The organism is Streptacidiphilus sp. P02-A3a, assembly GCF_014084105.1.
GTDB lineage: Bacteria > Actinomycetota > Actinomycetes > Streptomycetales > Streptomycetaceae > Streptacidiphilus.
Genome location: NZ_CP048289.1, coordinates 7,227,411 through 7,243,105 on the forward strand (window position 1 = coordinate 7,227,411; position 15,695 = coordinate 7,243,105).

Annotated in this window: 15 protein-coding genes; 4 read left to right on the top strand and 11 right to left on the bottom strand. The window is 72.9% G+C overall.

Annotated elements, in window-relative coordinates:
• Positions 1–57: 57 nt before the first annotated feature.
• From GXP74_RS30280 to GXP74_RS30290, 3 genes are all read right to left on the bottom strand, one after another.
• Complete coding sequence (locus tag GXP74_RS30280) at positions 58–1,050, bottom strand: SPFH domain-containing protein (protein ID WP_182454399.1); 993 nt, start codon at positions 1,048–1,050, stop codon at positions 58–60.
• A 67-nt stretch (positions 1,051–1,117) separates the two neighbouring features.
• Positions 1,118–1,549 carry an NfeD family protein gene (locus GXP74_RS30285; RefSeq protein WP_182454400.1) on the bottom strand — a complete coding sequence of 144 codons (432 nt, stop codon included), beginning with the start codon at positions 1,547–1,549 and terminating at the stop codon, positions 1,118–1,120.
• Between the two features lie 74 nt (positions 1,550–1,623).
• Positions 1,624–2,415 carry an ABC transporter ATP-binding protein gene (locus tag GXP74_RS30290; RefSeq protein WP_182454401.1) on the bottom strand — a complete coding sequence of 264 codons (792 nt, stop codon included), beginning with the start codon at positions 2,413–2,415 and terminating at the stop codon, positions 1,624–1,626.
• A gap of 139 nt (positions 2,416–2,554) precedes the next feature.
• Between GXP74_RS30290 and GXP74_RS30295 the strand changes: the two genes are divergently transcribed.
• Positions 2,555–3,364 (top strand): hypothetical protein, encoded by an 810-nt coding sequence (locus GXP74_RS30295; RefSeq protein WP_182454402.1) that lies wholly within the window; start codon positions 2,555–2,557, stop codon positions 3,362–3,364.
• A gap of 18 nt (positions 3,365–3,382) precedes the next feature.
• On the opposite strand, the gene GXP74_RS30300 is transcribed toward GXP74_RS30295, so the two are convergent.
• From GXP74_RS30300 to GXP74_RS30315, 4 genes are all read right to left on the bottom strand, one after another.
• Positions 3,383–4,024, bottom strand: coding sequence for a response regulator transcription factor (locus GXP74_RS30300; protein WP_182454403.1), 642 nt, complete (start codon positions 4,022–4,024; stop codon positions 3,383–3,385).
• On the bottom strand, positions 4,017–5,111 hold the full coding sequence (locus GXP74_RS30305; protein WP_225448703.1) for a GAF domain-containing sensor histidine kinase: 1,095 nt from the start codon (positions 5,109–5,111) through the stop codon (positions 4,017–4,019). Before GXP74_RS30305 ends, GXP74_RS30300 begins: the two co-directional genes overlap by 8 nt.
• A gap of 221 nt (positions 5,112–5,332) precedes the next feature.
• A complete protein-coding gene (locus tag GXP74_RS30310; protein ID WP_225448306.1) occupies positions 5,333–6,124 on the bottom strand; it encodes an MHYT domain-containing protein in 792 nt (263 codons plus the stop codon).
• Positions 6,125–6,368: 244 nt separating this feature from the next.
• Complete coding sequence (locus tag GXP74_RS30315) at positions 6,369–9,002, bottom strand: FHA domain-containing protein (RefSeq protein WP_225448307.1); 2,634 nt, start codon at positions 9,000–9,002, stop codon at positions 6,369–6,371.
• Between the two features lie 150 nt (positions 9,003–9,152).
• On the opposite strand from GXP74_RS30315, the gene serB reads away from it, so the two are divergent.
• The gene (serB, locus tag GXP74_RS30320) at positions 9,153–10,436 is read left to right on the top strand and encodes a phosphoserine phosphatase SerB (protein ID WP_182454405.1); all 1,284 of its coding nucleotides are present in this window, start codon (positions 9,153–9,155) and stop codon (positions 10,434–10,436) included.
• A gap of 57 nt (positions 10,437–10,493) precedes the next feature.
• Here the strand turns inward: serB and GXP74_RS30325 are convergent, their stop codons facing one another.
• From GXP74_RS30325 to GXP74_RS30330, 3 genes are read right to left on the bottom strand one after another with little or no spacing between them, the layout of a single operon-like run.
• Positions 10,494–11,012, bottom strand: a complete 519-nt coding sequence (locus GXP74_RS30325) for a histidine phosphatase family protein (protein ID WP_182454406.1) — start codon at positions 11,010–11,012, stop codon at positions 10,494–10,496.
• A 39-nt stretch (positions 11,013–11,051) separates the two neighbouring features.
• The gene (locus tag GXP74_RS41685) at positions 11,052–11,174 is read right to left on the bottom strand and encodes an SGM_5486 family transporter-associated protein (RefSeq protein WP_255528171.1); all 123 of its coding nucleotides are present in this window, start codon (positions 11,172–11,174) and stop codon (positions 11,052–11,054) included.
• A gap of 43 nt (positions 11,175–11,217) precedes the next feature.
• Complete coding sequence (locus GXP74_RS30330; RefSeq protein WP_225448308.1) at positions 11,218–12,528, bottom strand: MFS transporter; 1,311 nt, start codon at positions 12,526–12,528, stop codon at positions 11,218–11,220.
• Positions 12,529–12,635: 107 nt separating this feature from the next.
• On the opposite strand from GXP74_RS30330, the gene GXP74_RS30335 reads away from it, so the two are divergent.
• Positions 12,636–13,295: a FadR/GntR family transcriptional regulator gene (locus GXP74_RS30335; protein ID WP_182454408.1), complete on the top strand. Its 660-nt coding sequence runs from the start codon at positions 12,636–12,638 to the stop codon at positions 13,293–13,295.
• 42 nt (positions 13,296–13,337) lie between these two features.
• On the opposite strand, the gene GXP74_RS30340 is transcribed toward GXP74_RS30335, so the two are convergent.
• The gene (locus tag GXP74_RS30340) at positions 13,338–13,979 is read right to left on the bottom strand and encodes a TetR/AcrR family transcriptional regulator (RefSeq protein ID WP_182454409.1); all 642 of its coding nucleotides are present in this window, start codon (positions 13,977–13,979) and stop codon (positions 13,338–13,340) included.
• 106 nt (positions 13,980–14,085) lie between these two features.
• Between GXP74_RS30340 and GXP74_RS30345 the strand changes: the two genes are divergently transcribed.
• Positions 14,086–15,648: an FAD-dependent monooxygenase gene (locus tag GXP74_RS30345; protein ID WP_182454410.1), complete on the top strand. Its 1,563-nt coding sequence runs from the start codon at positions 14,086–14,088 to the stop codon at positions 15,646–15,648.
• The last annotated feature ends 47 nt before the right edge of the window (positions 15,649–15,695 follow it).

Here is a 15,695-nt window from a genome sequence, read left to right on the forward strand (position 1 = left end):
CACTATGCGGAACGGCGTATCAGATGTCGGACAGTTGGGGCTCTGTCCTCGGCTGGTCTACTCGGGGTCTATCTCCGGGTACTCGCGGCGCTTGTCCAGGCGCGGACCGGGGACGCTGCCGTTGTCGACCGGCGCCGGGCCGCCCTGGCCGCCGGAGTTGCCCGCGTTGCCGACCCCCTGGGCGAACCCGCCGAAGGCGCCGCCGAGGCCCTTGAGCGCGTCGCCGACCTCGCTCGGGATGATCCAGAGCTTGTTGGAGTCGCCCTTGGCGATCTCCGGCAGGGTCTGCAGGTACTGGTAGGCGAGCAGCTTCTGGTCCGCGTCGCCCTCGTGGATGGCGTCGAAGACGGTGCGGATCGCCGCCGCCTCACCGTCGGCGCGCAGCACCGCCGCCTGCGCCTCACCCTCGGCGCGGAGCACCTCGGCCTGCTTCTGGCCCTCGGCGGTGAGGATCGAGGCCTGCCGGGCGCCCTCCGCGGTGAGGATGGCGGCGCGCTTGTCACGGTCGGCGCGCATCTGCTTCTCCATCGAGTCCTGGATGGAGGTCGGCGGCTCGATCGCCTTGAGCTCGACCCGGTTGACCCGGATGCCCCACTTGCCGGTGGCCTCGTCCAGCACGCCGCGCAGTCCGGCGTTGATGGTCTCGCGGGAGGTGAGGGTGGACTCCAGGTCCATCGAGCCGATGATGTTGCGCAGCGTGGTGACGGTCAGCTGCTCGATCGCCTGGATGTAGCTGGCGACCTCGTAGGTGGCCGCGCGGGCGTCGGTGACCTGGTAGTAGATGACGGTGTCGATGTTCACCACCAGGTTGTCCTGGGTGATCACCGGCTGCGGCGGGAAGGGCACGACCTGCTCGCGCAGGTCGATCCGGTTGCGGATGGTGTCGATGAAGGGCACCACGATGTTGAGGCCCGCGTTGAGGGTGCGGGTGTAGCGGCCGAACCGCTCCACGATGGCCGCGCTCGCCTGCGGGATCACCTGGACGGTCTTGATCAGCGCGATGAACGCGAGCACGACCAGGATGACCAGGACGATGATCACGGGTTGCACAAGGACTCCCTCGTTGCGTTCCTCGGCCGCCTTCCGGGGCGGCCGTTTGTCGGTTGGCGCGCCTGCGTCAGAGGATCAGCGCGGTCGCGCCGTCGATCCGGGCCACGTTGACCTGCTGGCCGGGAACGAAGACCCGTCCGGGCTCGTAGGAGCGCGCCGACCAGACCTCGCCCTGGAGCTTGATCCGGCCGTCGTGCTCGTCGACCTGCTCCAGGACCAGCGCCTGAGCGCCGGTCAGGGCCTCGATGCCCATCCGCACGCCGGGGCCCCGCCGCAGATGGCGCAGGGCGATCGGGCGCAGGAAGACCAGCAGCGCGACCGAGACCACGAGGAAGACGCTGAACTGCGCTACCGTGCCCCCGCCCAGAGCACCCGTCAGCGCTGCCGCCAGCGCGCCACCGGCGAACATACCGAACTCGGGCAGCGCAGTGATCACCAGGGGGACGCCCAGCGCCGCCCCGGTGATCAGCCACCACATCCAGTTCTCCACCCGTCCCATGGTAGGGGCGAGCGGGGCCGCTGGAGAGGGGTTTGCCCAGGTCGCCCCGAGGACGGGTGACCCGGCAACGGCGGTCAGCGCAGCGGCAGTCCGCGTGCGGACCAGCGGTGGTCCTGGTGCTCCAGGGTCAACGGCAGGCCGAAGCAGAGGGAGAGGTTGCGCGGGGTGAGTGTGTCGGCGATCGGACCGGCCGCCAGCACCTTGCCCTGGCGGATCATCAGCACGTGGGTGAAGCCGGGCGGGATCTCCTCGACGTGGTGGGTGACCATCACCATCGCCGGGGCCTGCGGGTCCTGGGCCAGCGCGCCCAGGCGGCGGACCAGGTCCTCGCGCCCGCCCAGGTCGAGCCCGGCGGCGGGCTCGTCCAGCAGCAGCAGCTCCGGGTCGGTCATCAGGGCGCGGGCGATCAGGGTGCGCTTGCGCTCGCCCTCGGAGAGGGTGCCGAAGCTGCGCCCGGTGTAGTCGGCCATGCCGAGCAGGTCGAGCAGCAGCAGCGCGCGGGACTCGTCGGTCTGCTCGTACTGCTCACGCCAGGTCGCGGTCATCCCGTAGGCGGCGGTGAGCACCGTCTCCAGCACGGTCTGCCGACGCGGCAGCTTGTCCGCCATCGCGGCCCCGGCCAGGCCGATCCGGGGGCGCAGCTCGAAGACGTCGACGGCGCCCAGCTTCTCGCCGAGGATCGCGGCGGTGCCGCTGGAGGGGAAGAGGTAGGACGAGGCGACCTGGAGCAGGGTGGTCTTGCCCGCCCCGTTGGGACCGAGGATCGCCCAGCGCTCGCCCTCGGCGACCGCCCAGGACACCTGCTCCACAAGCGCCCGGCCGCCCCGGACCACAGATACGTCCACCAGTTCGAGCACGTCGCTCATTGCGTACGCCTTCCCCAATGCAGAGTGCGATTTTTGTCGACAGTCGGCGTCTCCAGCACGGCGCGGGTGGCTGCACTGCGGACGGCACAGGGAAAACCTACGCCACGCGGGTGGGTGAGTTCTTCGTAGGCTTGGGCTCATGGTGCAGATCCCCGGCGCAGGCCGTCCCGAAGACGTATTCGACGAACCCCGGTCCGGTCGGCTGGTGGCCTGGGGCAACGCCGTGCTCGGCGGATCCGCGGCCCCGGACGACGCGGCCGAGGCGGTGCGCGGCGCCGACGACGGCCACCGGGTGGAGGGGGTGCCCGGCGCCGAGGGGGCCGGACTGACGCTGGCCCTGGGCCGGTTGCGGGCGCTCGGGGTGGCCGGGCTGCGGCTGGCGCTGCCCGCGCCCGGGCACCCGCTCGGGCTGACCGGCCCGCCCGCCTTCAACTCCCGCGCGCTGGAGGCCGAGGAGGCGGTGCTGACGGTCGGCGGCGGTCCGCTGGGGCTGGTACCGGAGGTGGTCCGGCACGGAACCGAGGGCGACAGCCTGACCCGGGTGGTCTGGCACGCGGTACCGGTGAACGACGGCGTCCCGGCGGACGTGCCGCAACTGCGGGACGCCGAGCGGGAGCTGGCCTCCGGCCTGCGCGACGCCACCGAGGCGCTGCTGCGGCTGGACGTCGCCGGGGGCGGCCCGGCCGTGCAGCGGGCGCTGGAGGCGTACCGCAGGCGGCGGGCGCCGCTGCTGCTGGCTCCCGGCTACCCGCCGCGCGCGGTTCGGGTGCTGGAGTCCGCGCGGCAGGTGCGGGCGCTGCTGGCACTGGCCTCGGCCACCGACGGCGCGGCGGTCAGCGCCGGGGAGATGGCGGCCAGGGCCGAGGCGCTGCGCCCGCTGGGCCGTACCGTGCGGCGGGCGCAGGTGGCGGCGTACAACGCGATGGTGGACGAGCCGACGCTGCGCTGACGTTCGCCGGGGACCGGGTCAGGCGGCGCCGTTGCGGACCGCCCAGAGCGCCGCCTGGGTCCGGTCCGCCAGGTCGAGCTTCATCAGGATGTTCGACACGTGTGTCTTCACGGTCTTCTCCGACAGGTGCAGCGCCCGGGCGATCTCGCGGTTGGAGCGGCCGTCGGCGATGTGCCGCAGCACCTCCTGCTCCCGGTCGGTCAGCGTGCCGCCCCGGCCCTGCGGGGCGCGCAGCGTGTCGTCCGCGAGCAGCGCGCTCGCCAGCTCGGGTTGCAGCAGCACGTGCCCGGCGTGCACCGAGCGGATCGCGCCCGCCAGCGCCTCCGGATCGACGTCCTTGTAGACGTACCCGGCGGCCCCGGCCCGCAGCGCCGGGACGACCGTGCGGTGCTCGGTGAAGCTGGTGACCACCAGCACCCGGGCCGGGTTCCCGGCCTCCTTGAGCAGCCGCAGCGCCTCGATGCCGTCGGTGCCCGGCATCTTCACGTCCATCAGCACCACGTCCGGGCGCAGTTCCTCGGTGAGCGCCACGCCCCGCGCGCCGTCACCGGCCTCGCCGACGACCTCGATGTCGTCCTGGACCTCCAGGAAGGTCCGCAGCCCGCGCCGGACCACCTGGTGGTCGTCGACGAGGAGCACCCTGATCCGGGACTCAGCCACCGGGAACCTCCAGTTCCACCACGGTCCCCCGGCCGGGGAACGACTCGATCCGCAGGCTGCCGCCGACGCCGGAGGCCCGGTCCCGCATCGACACCAGGCCCAGGTGCCGTCCGGCCCGGCGGACCTGTTCCGGTTCGAAGCCGCGCCCGTCGTCGGCCACCCGCAGCCGCACCCTCCGGCCGCCGGCGGCCAGCAGTTCGACCCGGACGCCGGTCGCGCCGGAGTGCCGCAGGGCGTTGTGCAGGGCCTCCTGGGCGACCCGCAGCACCGCCTCCTCCTGGGCCGGGGGCAGCGCGCCGACCCGGTCGTGCCGGAAGCTGACGTCGGCGGCGTGGGCCCGGTCCAGTACCTCGACGTGCGACTGGAGGGTCGGCAGCAGCCCGTCCTCGTCCAGCGCGGCCGGGCGCAGCTCGACCACGACGCCGCGCAGTTCGTCGGCGGCCTCGGCGGCGAGCCGGGAGACCTGCGCCAGCTCGGCGCGGGCCCGGTCCGGGTCGCGGGTGACCAGCGCGGCGGCGGCCTGCGCGGTCAGCCGCAGCGAGAACAGCTTCTGCGAGACCGCGTCGTGCAGCTCGTGCGCGATCCGGGCGCGCTCGCCGACCAGGGTGAGCTCGCGGCTGCGCTCGTACAGGCGGGCGTTGGTGAGCGCGATGGCGGCGTGGGCGGCCAGGATCCGCAGCAGCCGCTCGTCCTCGGCGGTGAACGCGCGCGGCGGGCCCTGGGCCGGGTCGTGCTCGTTGGCCAGGAAGATCGCGCCCAGGATCTCCTCGCCGTCCACGATCGGCAGGCCGAGGAAGGCGCCGAGCTCCGGGTGGGCGTCCGGCCAGCCGCCGAAGCGCGGGTCCTGGCGCAGGTCGGCCAGGCGCTGCGGGTTGGCCTCGTGCAGCATCGCGGCGAGGATCCCGTGCTGCCGGGGCAGCGGGCCGATCGCGCGCCACTGCTCGTCACTGACGCCGTCGACCACGAACTGGGCGAAGCCGTCGTTGTCGTCCGGGACCCCGAGCGCCGCGTACTGGGCGCCGAGCAGCGCGCGGGCGGAGCTGACGATCCGCTGGAGCACCTCGCGGACCTCCAGCTGCCTGCTCATCGCGAGCACCGCGGCGCTGATCGCCTCGATGCCGCCGAGGCAGGCCCCGTAGGGCGGCGACAGCGGCAGCTCGCACGCTGCTTCGGGCGGTGGCTCGGCTGCGGACATACGGCCACGGTACCGCCGGGCGACCGGCCGGGCATCGGACCTCGGGGCGGTCCCGGGACCGCCCCGGGGCGTAGGTCCGACGTCGGTCGGACCGGCTGCCCCGGGACGGGCGGTCAGCGCAGTCGGCCCTCGAACAGGGTCACCGCGATCCGCTCGGGGGCTTCCTCGACCTCGTCCTGGTCCCTGGGCTCGGGGGACATGGCCACCACGATCGCCACGATGGTCAGGAAGACCACGATGCCGATGCCGACCGGGAGCACGAACTGCGCCGCCGGGAAGCCGACGGCGGTGGCGGTCGGGTTGAGCTTGACCGACACCGCCTGCATCGCGGTGTAGTGCATCGCGCACACGGCCACCCCGGCGATCAGCGCGGAGGCCGCGCTGGCCCAGAGCCGGCGGATGTTCAGGGTCATCCACAGCGCGGCGGTCGCGGCGAACACCGCGATGCCCACCGAGGCGGCGACGATCCCCAGGTTGTACTGGACGGTTCCGGCGACGTCCATCGCGGCCATGCCCAGGTAGTGCATCCCGGCGACGCCGAGCCCGGTCAGCGTCCCGCCGATGAGCAGGGTGCCGACCGAGGGCGGCCGGTAGCCGACGTAGAACACCCCGAAGCCGACCACCAGGACCGCCACCAGCAGGCTGGCCAGGGTGAGCGGGATGTTGTAGACCACGGAGGCGCCGGTGACCGAGAAGCCCATCATGGCGATGAAGTGCATCGTCCAGATGCCGCAGCCGATGGTGGTGGCGGCCAGCAGCAGCCAGCCGCCGCGGCGGTCGCGCGGCAGCGCCAGGGCGCGCACCGTGCAACGCAGTCCCAGGGCCGCTCCCACACAGGCGACCAGGTAGGCAAGAACGGGGTTCACCCAGCCGTAGGTGAAGCCGTCCATATGTGCCATGGGCATCGGAGTCGTGTCCGTTCACTGGGTTTCCGGGATGCCGGCAGCCCGGAAACGACGCTGTCTCCGACTGCATCGACCTCTTGTGGTCGGGTGCCAGCACATGCTACGAGCACCGCACATCGGCCTCATGACGGAAAGCGGAACACTGTGGGACAGATATCAAATCGGTATGCGAATGGGCCGCTCCGAGCACGCGACGTGACTGCTCGCGGACTCAGAGCGGCGGGCTCGCTGCCGCGCCCCGCGCTCAGCGCGAGCGCATGACCTCCGGCTCGTGCCGACGCAGCAGCCGCAGCACGGCGAACCCGAGCACGGCGCTGATCACCACCAGCGCACCGCAGTTGACGTACCACTGGGCGGCGGTGTGCTGCCACATCGGGTCGTAGTGCGGGGAGCTCTGGAACGGGCCGATCAGGTGGGCCAGGTCGGTGGTGGTGGCCAGCGCGCCGATCGCCCAGCGGGACGGCATCAGCCAGGCCACCTGCTCCAGGCCGACGCTTCCGGCGATGGCGAAGCCGAGGCAGCCGGTGAACACCACCTGGATGATCGCGAACATCACCAGCAGCGGCATGGTCTTCTCGGAGGTCTTCACCAGCGCCGAGATGACCAGCCCGAACATCATCGAGGCGAAGCTGAGCAGCACCACCGCGATCGTCATCTCCACGATCGGCGCGTTGGAGACGATCAGGCCGTGGGCCGGGAGCTTGCGCGAGGAGAGGCCGATCCCGCCGATGATCACGCCCTGGAGCACGCTGATCGCGCCGAGCACGATCACCTTGGACATCAGGTAGGCGGAGCGGGAGAGCCCGACCGCGCGTTCCCGCTCGTAGATCACCCGTTCCTTGATCAGCTCACGGACCGAGTTGGCCGCGCCGGAGAAGCAGGCGCCGATCGCCATGATCATCAGGATGGTCGGCGCGTCGCCGTTCAGCCCGTTGTGCGCGGAGGTGCCGGGGCCGAGGCCGGACGGTGACGGAATCACCATGCTGACCGCCCCGAGCACGGCGGGCATCAGCACCGACAGCACCATGAAGCCCCGGTCGGAGGCGATCACCGCGAGGTAGCGCCGGATCAGCGTGGACAGCTGCGACAGCCAGCCCTGCTGCTTCTGCGGCTGGCTCTGGTGCTGCTGGATCGGCGAGGACTGCGCCTGCACCGCCTCCACGTCGGCGGAGTACATCTGGTAGTGCACGGAGCCGCGGAAGCGCCCGGCCCAGTCGTGGTCCGGGTAGTTCTCGAAGGCCTGGAAGACGTCCGCCCAGGTCTCGTAGCCGAAGAAGTGCAGGGCCTCCTTCGGCGGCCCGAAGTACGCCACGGAGCCGCCCGGCGCCATCACCAGCAGCCGGTCGCAGAGCGCCAGTTCGGCCACCGAGTGGGTGACCACCAGGACCGTCCGGCCCTCGTCCGCCAGGTCCCGCAGCATCTTCATCACGTCGCGGTCCATGCCCGGGTCCAGGCCGGAGGTGGGCTCGTCCAGGAAGATCAGCGAGGGCTTGGTGAGCAGCTCCAGTGCGACCGAGACGCGCTTGCGCTGGCCGCCGGACAGGGCGGTGATCTTGTTGTCGCCGCGCTTCTCCAGGTGCAGCTCGACCAGTACCTCCTCGACCCGGCGGGCCCGCTCGGCGGCCTCGGTGTCGCCGGGGAACCGCAGCTCGGCGGCGTAGCGCAGGGCGCTGCGGACGGTCAGCTGCGAGTGCAGGATGTCGTCCTGCGGCACCAGGCCGATGCGCTGCCGCAGCTCGGCGAACTGCTTGTAGAGGTTGCGGCCGTCGTAGAGCACGTCGCCGTTGTCGGCGGGGCGGTAGCCGGTGAGCGCGCGCAGCAGCGTGGACTTGCCGGACCCGGACGGGCCGATGACCGCGACCAGGGACTTCTCCGGCACCCCGAAGCTGACGTTGTTGAGCAGGATCTTCTCCTTGCCCTGGTGCTCGACCTTCACCAGCAGGTGCCGGGCGGAGAAGGAGACCTCGCCGGTGTCGACGAACTCCTCCAGCTGGTCGCCGACCAGCCGGAAGGTGGAGTGGCCGACGCCGACGATGTCCTGTGGGCCGAGCAGCACCCGGGAGACCGGCTGGCCGTTGACGTAGGTGCCGTTGTGGCTGCCCAGGTCGACTATCTCGTAGCCGCCGTCGGGCAGCTGGCGCAGCTCGGAGTGGTGCCGGGAGACCGAGAGGTCGCTGACCACGAGCTCGTTGTCGAGCCCGCGGCCGATCCGGATGGTCCGCAGGCCACCGGCCAGGTTGCGGATCATCGTGGGGTTGCGCGAGGCGTACACCGGCTCGTGGGCGGGCTGCGAGGGCTGCGGCTGCGGCACGTACCCGCCGCCGCCACCGCCCTGCGCCGGGATACCGCCCTGGAAGCCCTGCTGGCCCTGGAAGCCCTGCTGGTAGGACGGCGCGGGCTGCGCCTGGAACTGCGGCTGCTGCTGGTAGGGGGCCTGCTGCGGCGGGAACTGGGCCTGCTGCGGGAACTGCGGCTGCGGCTGCTGCTGCTGTTGTTGCTGCTGCTGGGCCGGGTAGCCGCCCTGCGCGGGCTGCCCGTACCAGTCGCCGCCCGCGTTCGGCGCCGCGACCGGGACCCCCGCGAAGGCGAGCCGGGGCCCGCTGTCGGCGTTGCCCAGGACCACGACCGAGCCCTCGGCCAGGTGGATCTCGGTCGACCGCCGCCCCTCGGCGAAGGTGCCGTTGGTGCTGCCTAGGTCGGTGAACAGCCAACCGGTACCGGTGAACGCGATGGTGGCGTGCCGCCAGGACACCCGCGAGTCGTCGACCGTCACATCCGACTTGGGGTCGCGCCCCAGGGTGTAGGTCCGACCCGGCTCCAGGGCCGTGCGTTGTCCATTGATGTCAAGTACCAACTGCGGCACTGTTGCCTGCCCCACGAAGTAGTCCCCCGAATAGTCCCTGCTCGGCGAGGGAAGTTTAGAGATGCCGAACGTCGGGGGGAATCATTCCAGGTCCGTCTCGCCGCTGTCCGCAGGACGGGACGGTGCGCGGGCCCATCGGGCCCGCCCGGTAGCGTGGGGCACACCATGAGCGATGTGCCCCCCGCCCCTGCGCCCTCCCCCGCCGCGACCACGTCCGCCGCGAGTCCCCTCGCGGTCCCGCCGGCGTCCCCGCCAGGCCCTGAGCCCCGGACCCTGCTGGTCAAGGTCTTCGGCAAGGACCGCCCCGGCATCACCACCGGTCTGTTCACCACCCTCGCCGAGTACGGCGTGGACGTGGTGGACTTCGAGCAGGTGGTGACCCGGGGCCGGATAGTGCTGTGCGCCCTGGTCACCGCGCCCCGACTGGAGGGCGAGCTGCGCGCCCACCTGCACCAGTGGGCGGACGAGCAGCGGCTCCAGGCCGAGGTCATCTCCGGGACCGGTGACAACCGGCCGCGCGGTGAGGGCCGCTCCCACGTCACCGTCCTCGGCCACCCGCTCACCGCCGCCGCCGTGGCCGCGCTGAGCGCCCGGGTGACTGCCTGCGGCGGCAACATCGACCGGGTGTTCCGGCTGGCCAAGTACCCGGTCACGGCCGTGGAGCTGGCGGTGTCCGGGGTGCCGACCGAGGTGCTGCGGGCGGCGCTGGCGCAGGAGGCGGCGGCGCAGCGGGTCGACGTCGCGGTGGTCCGTTCGGGCCTCCAGCGCCGGGCGAAGCGGCTGGTGGTGATGGACGTCGACTCGACGCTGATCCAGGACGAGGTGATCGAGCTGTTCGCGGCCCACGCGGGCTGCGAGGAGCAGGTCGCGGCGATCACCGCGTCAGCGATGCGCGGGGAGATCGACTTCGCCGAGTCGCTGCGGGCCCGGGTGGCGCTGCTGGCCGGTCTGGACGAGGACGTGGTGGCGAAGGTCCGCGCGGCGGTCCGGCTCACTCCGGGGGCGCGGACCCTGATCCGGACCCTGAAGCGGCTCGGTTACCAGGTCGCGGTGGTCTCCGGCGGCTTCACCCAGGTCACCGACGACCTGGTGGAACGGCTCGGGCTGGACTTCGCGGCGGCGAACACGCTGGAGGCGGTGGACGGGAAGTTCACCGGCCGGGTGGTCGGCGAGATCGTGGACCGGGCCGGGAAGGCCCGGATGCTGGAGCGGTTCGCGGTGGCGGCCGGGGTGCCGCTGGAGCAGACGGTGGCCATCGGCGACGGCGCGAACGACCTGGACATGCTGAACGCGGCGGGTCTCGGGGTGGCCTTCAACGCCAAGCCGGTGGTCCGCGAGGCGGCGGACACGGCGGTCAACGTGCCGTTCCTGGACACCGTGCTCTACCTGCTGGGGATCTCCCGCGAGGAGGTCGAGGACGCGGACGGCGGTTCGCTGCCGTCGTCCTGAGGCGGTCCGGGGGCGCGCGCCTTGCGGGCACGCCCCCGGTTCGCGGTGGTCCGCCGGTCAGTCGGTCGGGGCGTGGAAGGTGGTGAGCCTGGCGGTGCCCGGTTCCAGCGCCTTCCAGGGGACGTCCACGGTGAGCACCGCGACCGCCGCCGTCGGGAAGCCGGTGGCGCGCAGCCGGGGCAGCGTGTCGTCGTCGTGGTCCCCGGCCAGCACCTCGGCCAGGCCCTGGACGCCGGGGTTGTGGCCGACCAGGAGGACCGTGCCGACCTCGTCCGGGACCTCTTGCAGCACCTCGATCAGCTGGCCGGGCGCGGCCTCGTAGAGCCGGTCCTCGTAGACCGTGCGCGGCCGGGTCGGCAACTCGTGGGCGAAGAGCTTCCAGGTCTCCCGGGTGCGTTCGGCGGTCGAGCACAGGGCCAGGTCGGGCAGCAGCCCGAGGCCCGCCAGCCAGCGCCCGGAGGCCGGGGCATCCCGTCTGCCCCGGTCGGCCAGCGGCCGCTCGTGGTCGGGCACGGAGGGCCAGTCGGCCTTGGCGTGTCGGAGGACGATGATCCTGCGGGACGTATCGACGCTCATACCTGCCAGCTTCGCAGAAAACGCGGGTTCCGGCTCCGCTCAGCCCATGTTCGCGGCGATGGTGGCGATGATCGCGATGAACACCAGGATCCCCCCGATGACCCCGAACATCTGCAGCAGCTTCTTCTGACCCCCGCTGGGGTTCTCGTCAAGATAAGGCATGCGCTGAGTCTGCCACCCCTTTCTGAGGGCCGGTCGCAGGGGTTCACACCTCGTCCTCGATCTGGCCCGGACGGGCCGCCCGGCAGCCCGCGACCAGCTGCGCCACCAGCAGCACCGCGAGCAGCGCCAACGGCCCGTACCAGCCGTGCTCGCGCTGGTAGAGCACGCCGATCAGGACCGGCCCCGGTACCGAGACCAGGTAGCCCAGGCCCTGGCAGAAGGCCGACAGCCGGGCCACCCCTTCGGGTGAGCGGGAGCGCAGTCCGATCATGGTCAGCGCCAGCGGGAAGGCGCAGCCGGACAGCCCGGCCAGGACCGCCCAGACCCACGGCGCGGCGGCCGGGGCGAAGGCCAGGCCCGCGTAGGCGATCAGGCCGCAGACCGCCAGCGCCACCACGATCGGCGACTGGTTCGGGCGGCGGGCCGCGTAGGTCGGGATGACGAACGCCAGCGGCGCGCTGACCACCATGGTGACCGCGAGCAGCACCCCGGACTCGGCGGCGGAGATCCCGGCGTCCTGGAAGATCTGCGGCAGCCAGCCCATGATCGCGTAGGCGGCGGTGGCCTGGAGGCCGAAGAAGAAGGTGAGAGCCCAGGCGGTGCGGCTGCGGCCGAGCCGCATCGGCGCCGCGGCCGGACGGTCGGCCACCGCGGGTTCCGCCCGCGCCGGGTCCGGGAGTCGCCGGGCGACCGCGAGCCGGGCCAGCCACAGCAGCAGGGCGACCACCGCGGCCAGCGACCAGACGCCCAGGCCGACCCGCCAGCCGCCGCCGAGGGCGCTGGTCAGCGGCACCGCGAGGGCCGCGGCGGCGGCGGTGCCGACCGCCAGGGACATCGAGTAGAGGCCGGTCACCGGGCCGACCCGGTCCGGGAAGTAGCGCTTCACCAGGACCGGCATCAGCACGTTGGACACCGCGATCCCGGCCAGCGCCACCGCGCTGAGCAGCAGGAACACCGCGCTGTTCGGGGCCAGTACGCGGGCCGCCAGGCCCAGGGCGATGGCCGCCATCCCGGCGCAGACGGCGGCCGAGGGCCCGATCCGGCGGGCCAGTGCCGGGGCGCAGAGGCCGACCAGTGCGAAGCAGAGCGAGGGCAGTGCGGTGAGCACCCCGGCGATGGCGGGGCTCATGTGCAGGCTGCCGCGCACCTGGTCGAGCAGCGGGCCGAACGAGGCGACCGTCGGCCGCAGGTTGAAGGCCGCGGCGGCGATCGCGACCAGCAGCAGCGTCCGGGCCAGTGGGGCGGCGGAACGGGCGGCCGAACGGGCGGCGGGGTCGGCGGGAGCGGCGGGACGCTCCGGGCGGGGGTCGGGCACGGCGGTGTCGGCATCGGGTCCGATCCGGGCGGCAGTCATGGGGCCCATCATAGAATGATGGGATGACTTAGATGACAGTTCGTGGAAGAAATCCAGGGCAGGATGATGGGGTCCGCCCGATCCGACCATGCATCAGCAGGAGTGCCATGACGCTGACCTCGCCCAAGCGCGAGCCCCTGGCCGACCAGGTGATCGCGCAGTTGCGCGCCCAGATCACCTCCGGCGAGTGGCCGGTGGGCTCGCGCATCCCCACCGAGGTGGAGTTGGTCGAGCAGCTGGGCGTCGCCCGCAACACCGTCCGCGAAGCGGTCCGGGCCCTGGCCCACAACGGGCTGCTGGACATCCGCCAGGGATCGGGCACCTACGTGCTGGCCACCAGCGAGCTGGCCGGGGTGATGCACCGGCGCTTCGCCGACGCCGACCACGACCAGGTGATCGAACTGCGGCTGGCGCTGGAGGCGGCGGCCGCCCGACTGGCCGCGACCCGGCGCACCAGCGCCGACCTGAAGCTGCTGGACACCGCCCTGGCCCGGCGCGAGGACGCCTGGACCTCGGGCGACGTCGAGGACTTCATCCAGACCGACGCCGCCTTCCACCAGGCGGTGATGGCCGCCGCGCACAACGAGGTGATCTCCGCCCTGTACGCGGACCTGGGCGAGGTGCTGCGCACCGAACTGCGGCAGACCGTGGGGCCGGTGCTCACCGAGAACCGCTACGTGAGCCACACCGGGATCCTGGCCGCGATCCGCGAGGGCGACCCGGAGAAGGCCTCGCTGGAGGCCTCGGCCGCGCTCACCGTCTGCTGACCGCCCGCCGCCGACGGCGGTCGCACACCGGCCGACCGGGCGTCAGACCGCCGGGCGGCCGCCGATGCCGTGCACGACCAGGTCGGTGAGGGTGTCCACCACCTCCTCGTCGTCCAGCGTCCGCCCCAGCAGCCGCTCGCCCGCGTCGCCCAGCAGCCAGGTCCGGGCGAACTCGGACATCATCGCGATCATCGCCGAGGCCACCACCAGCGGATCTCCGGGCAGTCGACCACCGGCCTCGCGCACGTGCCGCAGATGGTCGGCGATGTCCCGCACGTTCGGCTCCAGCATCCGCCGCAGGCGCTCGGCGAAGCGCTCGTCCACCATCCCGGCCTGGTGCAGCGCGGTCACCACCGCCCGGTTCCGGCGGACGAACCGCACATAGACCGCCACATGCCAGCGCACCGCCGCCGGATCGGAGAAGTCCGGGCTGTGCCCCGGCTCCTCGACCCGCTGGTCGCTCTCCGCGAGCATGTCCGCGAGCAGCGCCTCCAGCAGGTCCTCCTTGCTGGAGAAGTGGCTGTAGAACGACCCCGCCGCGCGCCCGGCCTCGGTGGTGATGTCGGTGATCTTCGCCTTGAGGTAGCCGGTCCGGGCGAAGACCCGCTTGGCCGCCTCCTTCAGCGCGACCTCGGTCTCGGCGGCCCGCGCCTTGCGCACGCCGACCTCCCCTGTGCCGGTCATTCCACCACCCTTTCCCAGCTCACACGGCATCCCTTGCGAGGGACGGTAGCAGCAGCTAGCCTGAATTCAGATTCACTGAATTAAGATTCATCCAGGAGGGGCAGTCATGAGCGCAGACCGCAGCAGCACCGGTGTCCTGATCGTCGGAGCCGGGCCCGCCGGGCTGGTGCTGGCCGTCGAGCTGGCCCGGCGCAGCGTCCGGTACCGGCTGGTCGAGCTGGACGAGCGGCCGTTCGCCGGTTCCCGCGGCAAGGGCCTGCAACCGCGCACCCAGGAGCTCTTCGAGCAGCTGGGCGTGCTGGACCGGGTCCGGAAGCACGGCGGGCCCTACCCCGCGATCCGGGCCTACCAGGGCGGCGAGACGGTCTGGGAGGGGCGGATGGACGAGCCGCGCGAGCCCACCCCGGACGTCCCGTACCCCAACGCCTGGATGCTGTCGCAGTGGCGGACCGGCGAGATCCTGCGCGAGCGGCTCGCCGAACTGGGCGGCACCGTCGGCTTCGGCACCGCGCTGGTCTCCTTCGGCCAGGACGCCGACGCGGTCACCGCCGTGCTGCGGCACCCGGACGGCGGCGAGGAGTCGCTCCGCGCGGACTACCTGGTGGGCGCGGACGGCGGCCGCAGCACCGTCCGCCGGGTGCTCGGCACCGGCTTCGCCGGGGAGACCCGGGAGGAGCAGCGGATGGTGCTGGCGGACGTCCGGGCCGAGGGCGTGGACCGGGCGTACTGGCACAGCTGGCCGGACGCCGGCTCCGGCCCCTCGGCCTTCCCGCTGGCGCTGTGCCCCTTGGCCGGGACCGACACCTTCCAGCTGATGCAGCCGCTGGCCCCGGAGGCCGAGGCACCGGAGATCACCCTGCCGTACCTGCAGGCGACGCTGGACCGGGCGGCCGGACCCGGCCGGGTGCGGCTCACCGGGCTGGTGTGGAGCTCGCTGTTCCGGGCCAACATCCGGATGGCCGAGCGGTTCCGGGACGGCCGGGTGTTCCTGGTCGGCGACGCCGCGCACGTCCACTCACCGGCCGGTGGCCAGGGTCTGAACACCAGCGTCCAGGACGCCTACAACCTGGGCTGGAAGCTGGCCGCGGTGGCCGCCGGGGCCCCCGCCGGGCTGCTGGACAGCTACCAGCGGGAGCGGCTGCCGGTGGCCGCGCGGGTGCTCGGGATCAGCACCCGGCTGCACGACAAGGGCTTCGCCGGGGACGAGGACGCGCACCGCCGGGACGATCCGGAGCTGCACCAGCTGAACCTCGGCTACCGGGACAGCGCGCTCAGCCGCGAGCTGCGGCAGGACCCGGGACCGGTCCGGGCCGGCGACCGCGCGCCGGACGCGCCGGGCACCGGCCCGCAGGGCCAACCGGTCCGGCTGTTCGAGCTGTTCGAGGGCGGTCGGCCGACCCTGCTCGGCTTCGGTGCGCGGGCCGCGCGGCTGGCCGCCGGGCTGGCCGGGCCGCGGGTCGGGGCGGTGGCCGTGCTCGACGCGGCGCAGCCCGCGCCCGCCGGAGCCTACGGCTTCGCCGACACCGAGGGCCACGCCCGCCGCGGCTACGCCGCGTCCGAGGCGCTGCTGCTGGTCCGCCCGGACGGCTACCTCGGCCTGGCGCTCGACCCGGCCGACCCGCGGGCGGAGCAGCGGGCCCGCGACTACCTGGCGGTGATCGGCCACTGACCGCGGCCACTGACCGCGGCCGCCGACCGCGCCCACCGAACGCCGCG

Bases quoted from the DNA above. Each gene is read 5' to 3' on its own strand.
- GXP74_RS30290 (WP_182454401.1), bottom strand. From the start codon at position 2,415: ATGAGCGACGTGCTCGAACTGGTGGACGTATCTGTGGTCCGGGGCGGC.
- GXP74_RS30285 (WP_182454400.1), bottom strand. From the start codon at position 1,549: ATGGGACGGGTGGAGAACTGGATGTGGTGGCTGATCACCGGGGCGGCG.
- GXP74_RS41685 (WP_255528171.1), bottom strand. From the start codon at position 11,174: ATGCCTTATCTTGACGAGAACCCCAGCGGGGGTCAGAAGAAGCTGCTG.
- GXP74_RS30330 (WP_225448308.1), bottom strand. From the start codon at position 12,528: ATGACTGCCGCCCGGATCGGACCCGATGCCGACACCGCCGTGCCCGAC.
- GXP74_RS30345 (WP_182454410.1), top strand. From the start codon at position 14,086: ATGAGCGCAGACCGCAGCAGCACCGGTGTCCTGATCGTCGGAGCCGGG.
- GXP74_RS30325 (WP_182454406.1), bottom strand. From the start codon at position 11,012: ATGAGCGTCGATACGTCCCGCAGGATCATCGTCCTCCGACACGCCAAG.
- GXP74_RS30310 (WP_225448306.1), bottom strand. From the start codon at position 6,124: ATGCCCATGGCACATATGGACGGCTTCACCTACGGCTGGGTGAACCCC.
- GXP74_RS30335 (WP_182454408.1), top strand. From the start codon at position 12,636: ATGACGCTGACCTCGCCCAAGCGCGAGCCCCTGGCCGACCAGGTGATC.
- GXP74_RS30305 (WP_225448703.1), bottom strand. From the start codon at position 5,111: ATGAGCAGGCAGCTGGAGGTCCGCGAGGTGCTCCAGCGGATCGTCAGC.
- serB (WP_182454405.1), top strand. From the start codon at position 9,153: ATGAGCGATGTGCCCCCCGCCCCTGCGCCCTCCCCCGCCGCGACCACG.
- GXP74_RS30295 (WP_182454402.1), top strand. From the start codon at position 2,555: ATGGTGCAGATCCCCGGCGCAGGCCGTCCCGAAGACGTATTCGACGAA.
- GXP74_RS30340 (WP_182454409.1), bottom strand. From the start codon at position 13,979: ATGACCGGCACAGGGGAGGTCGGCGTGCGCAAGGCGCGGGCCGCCGAG.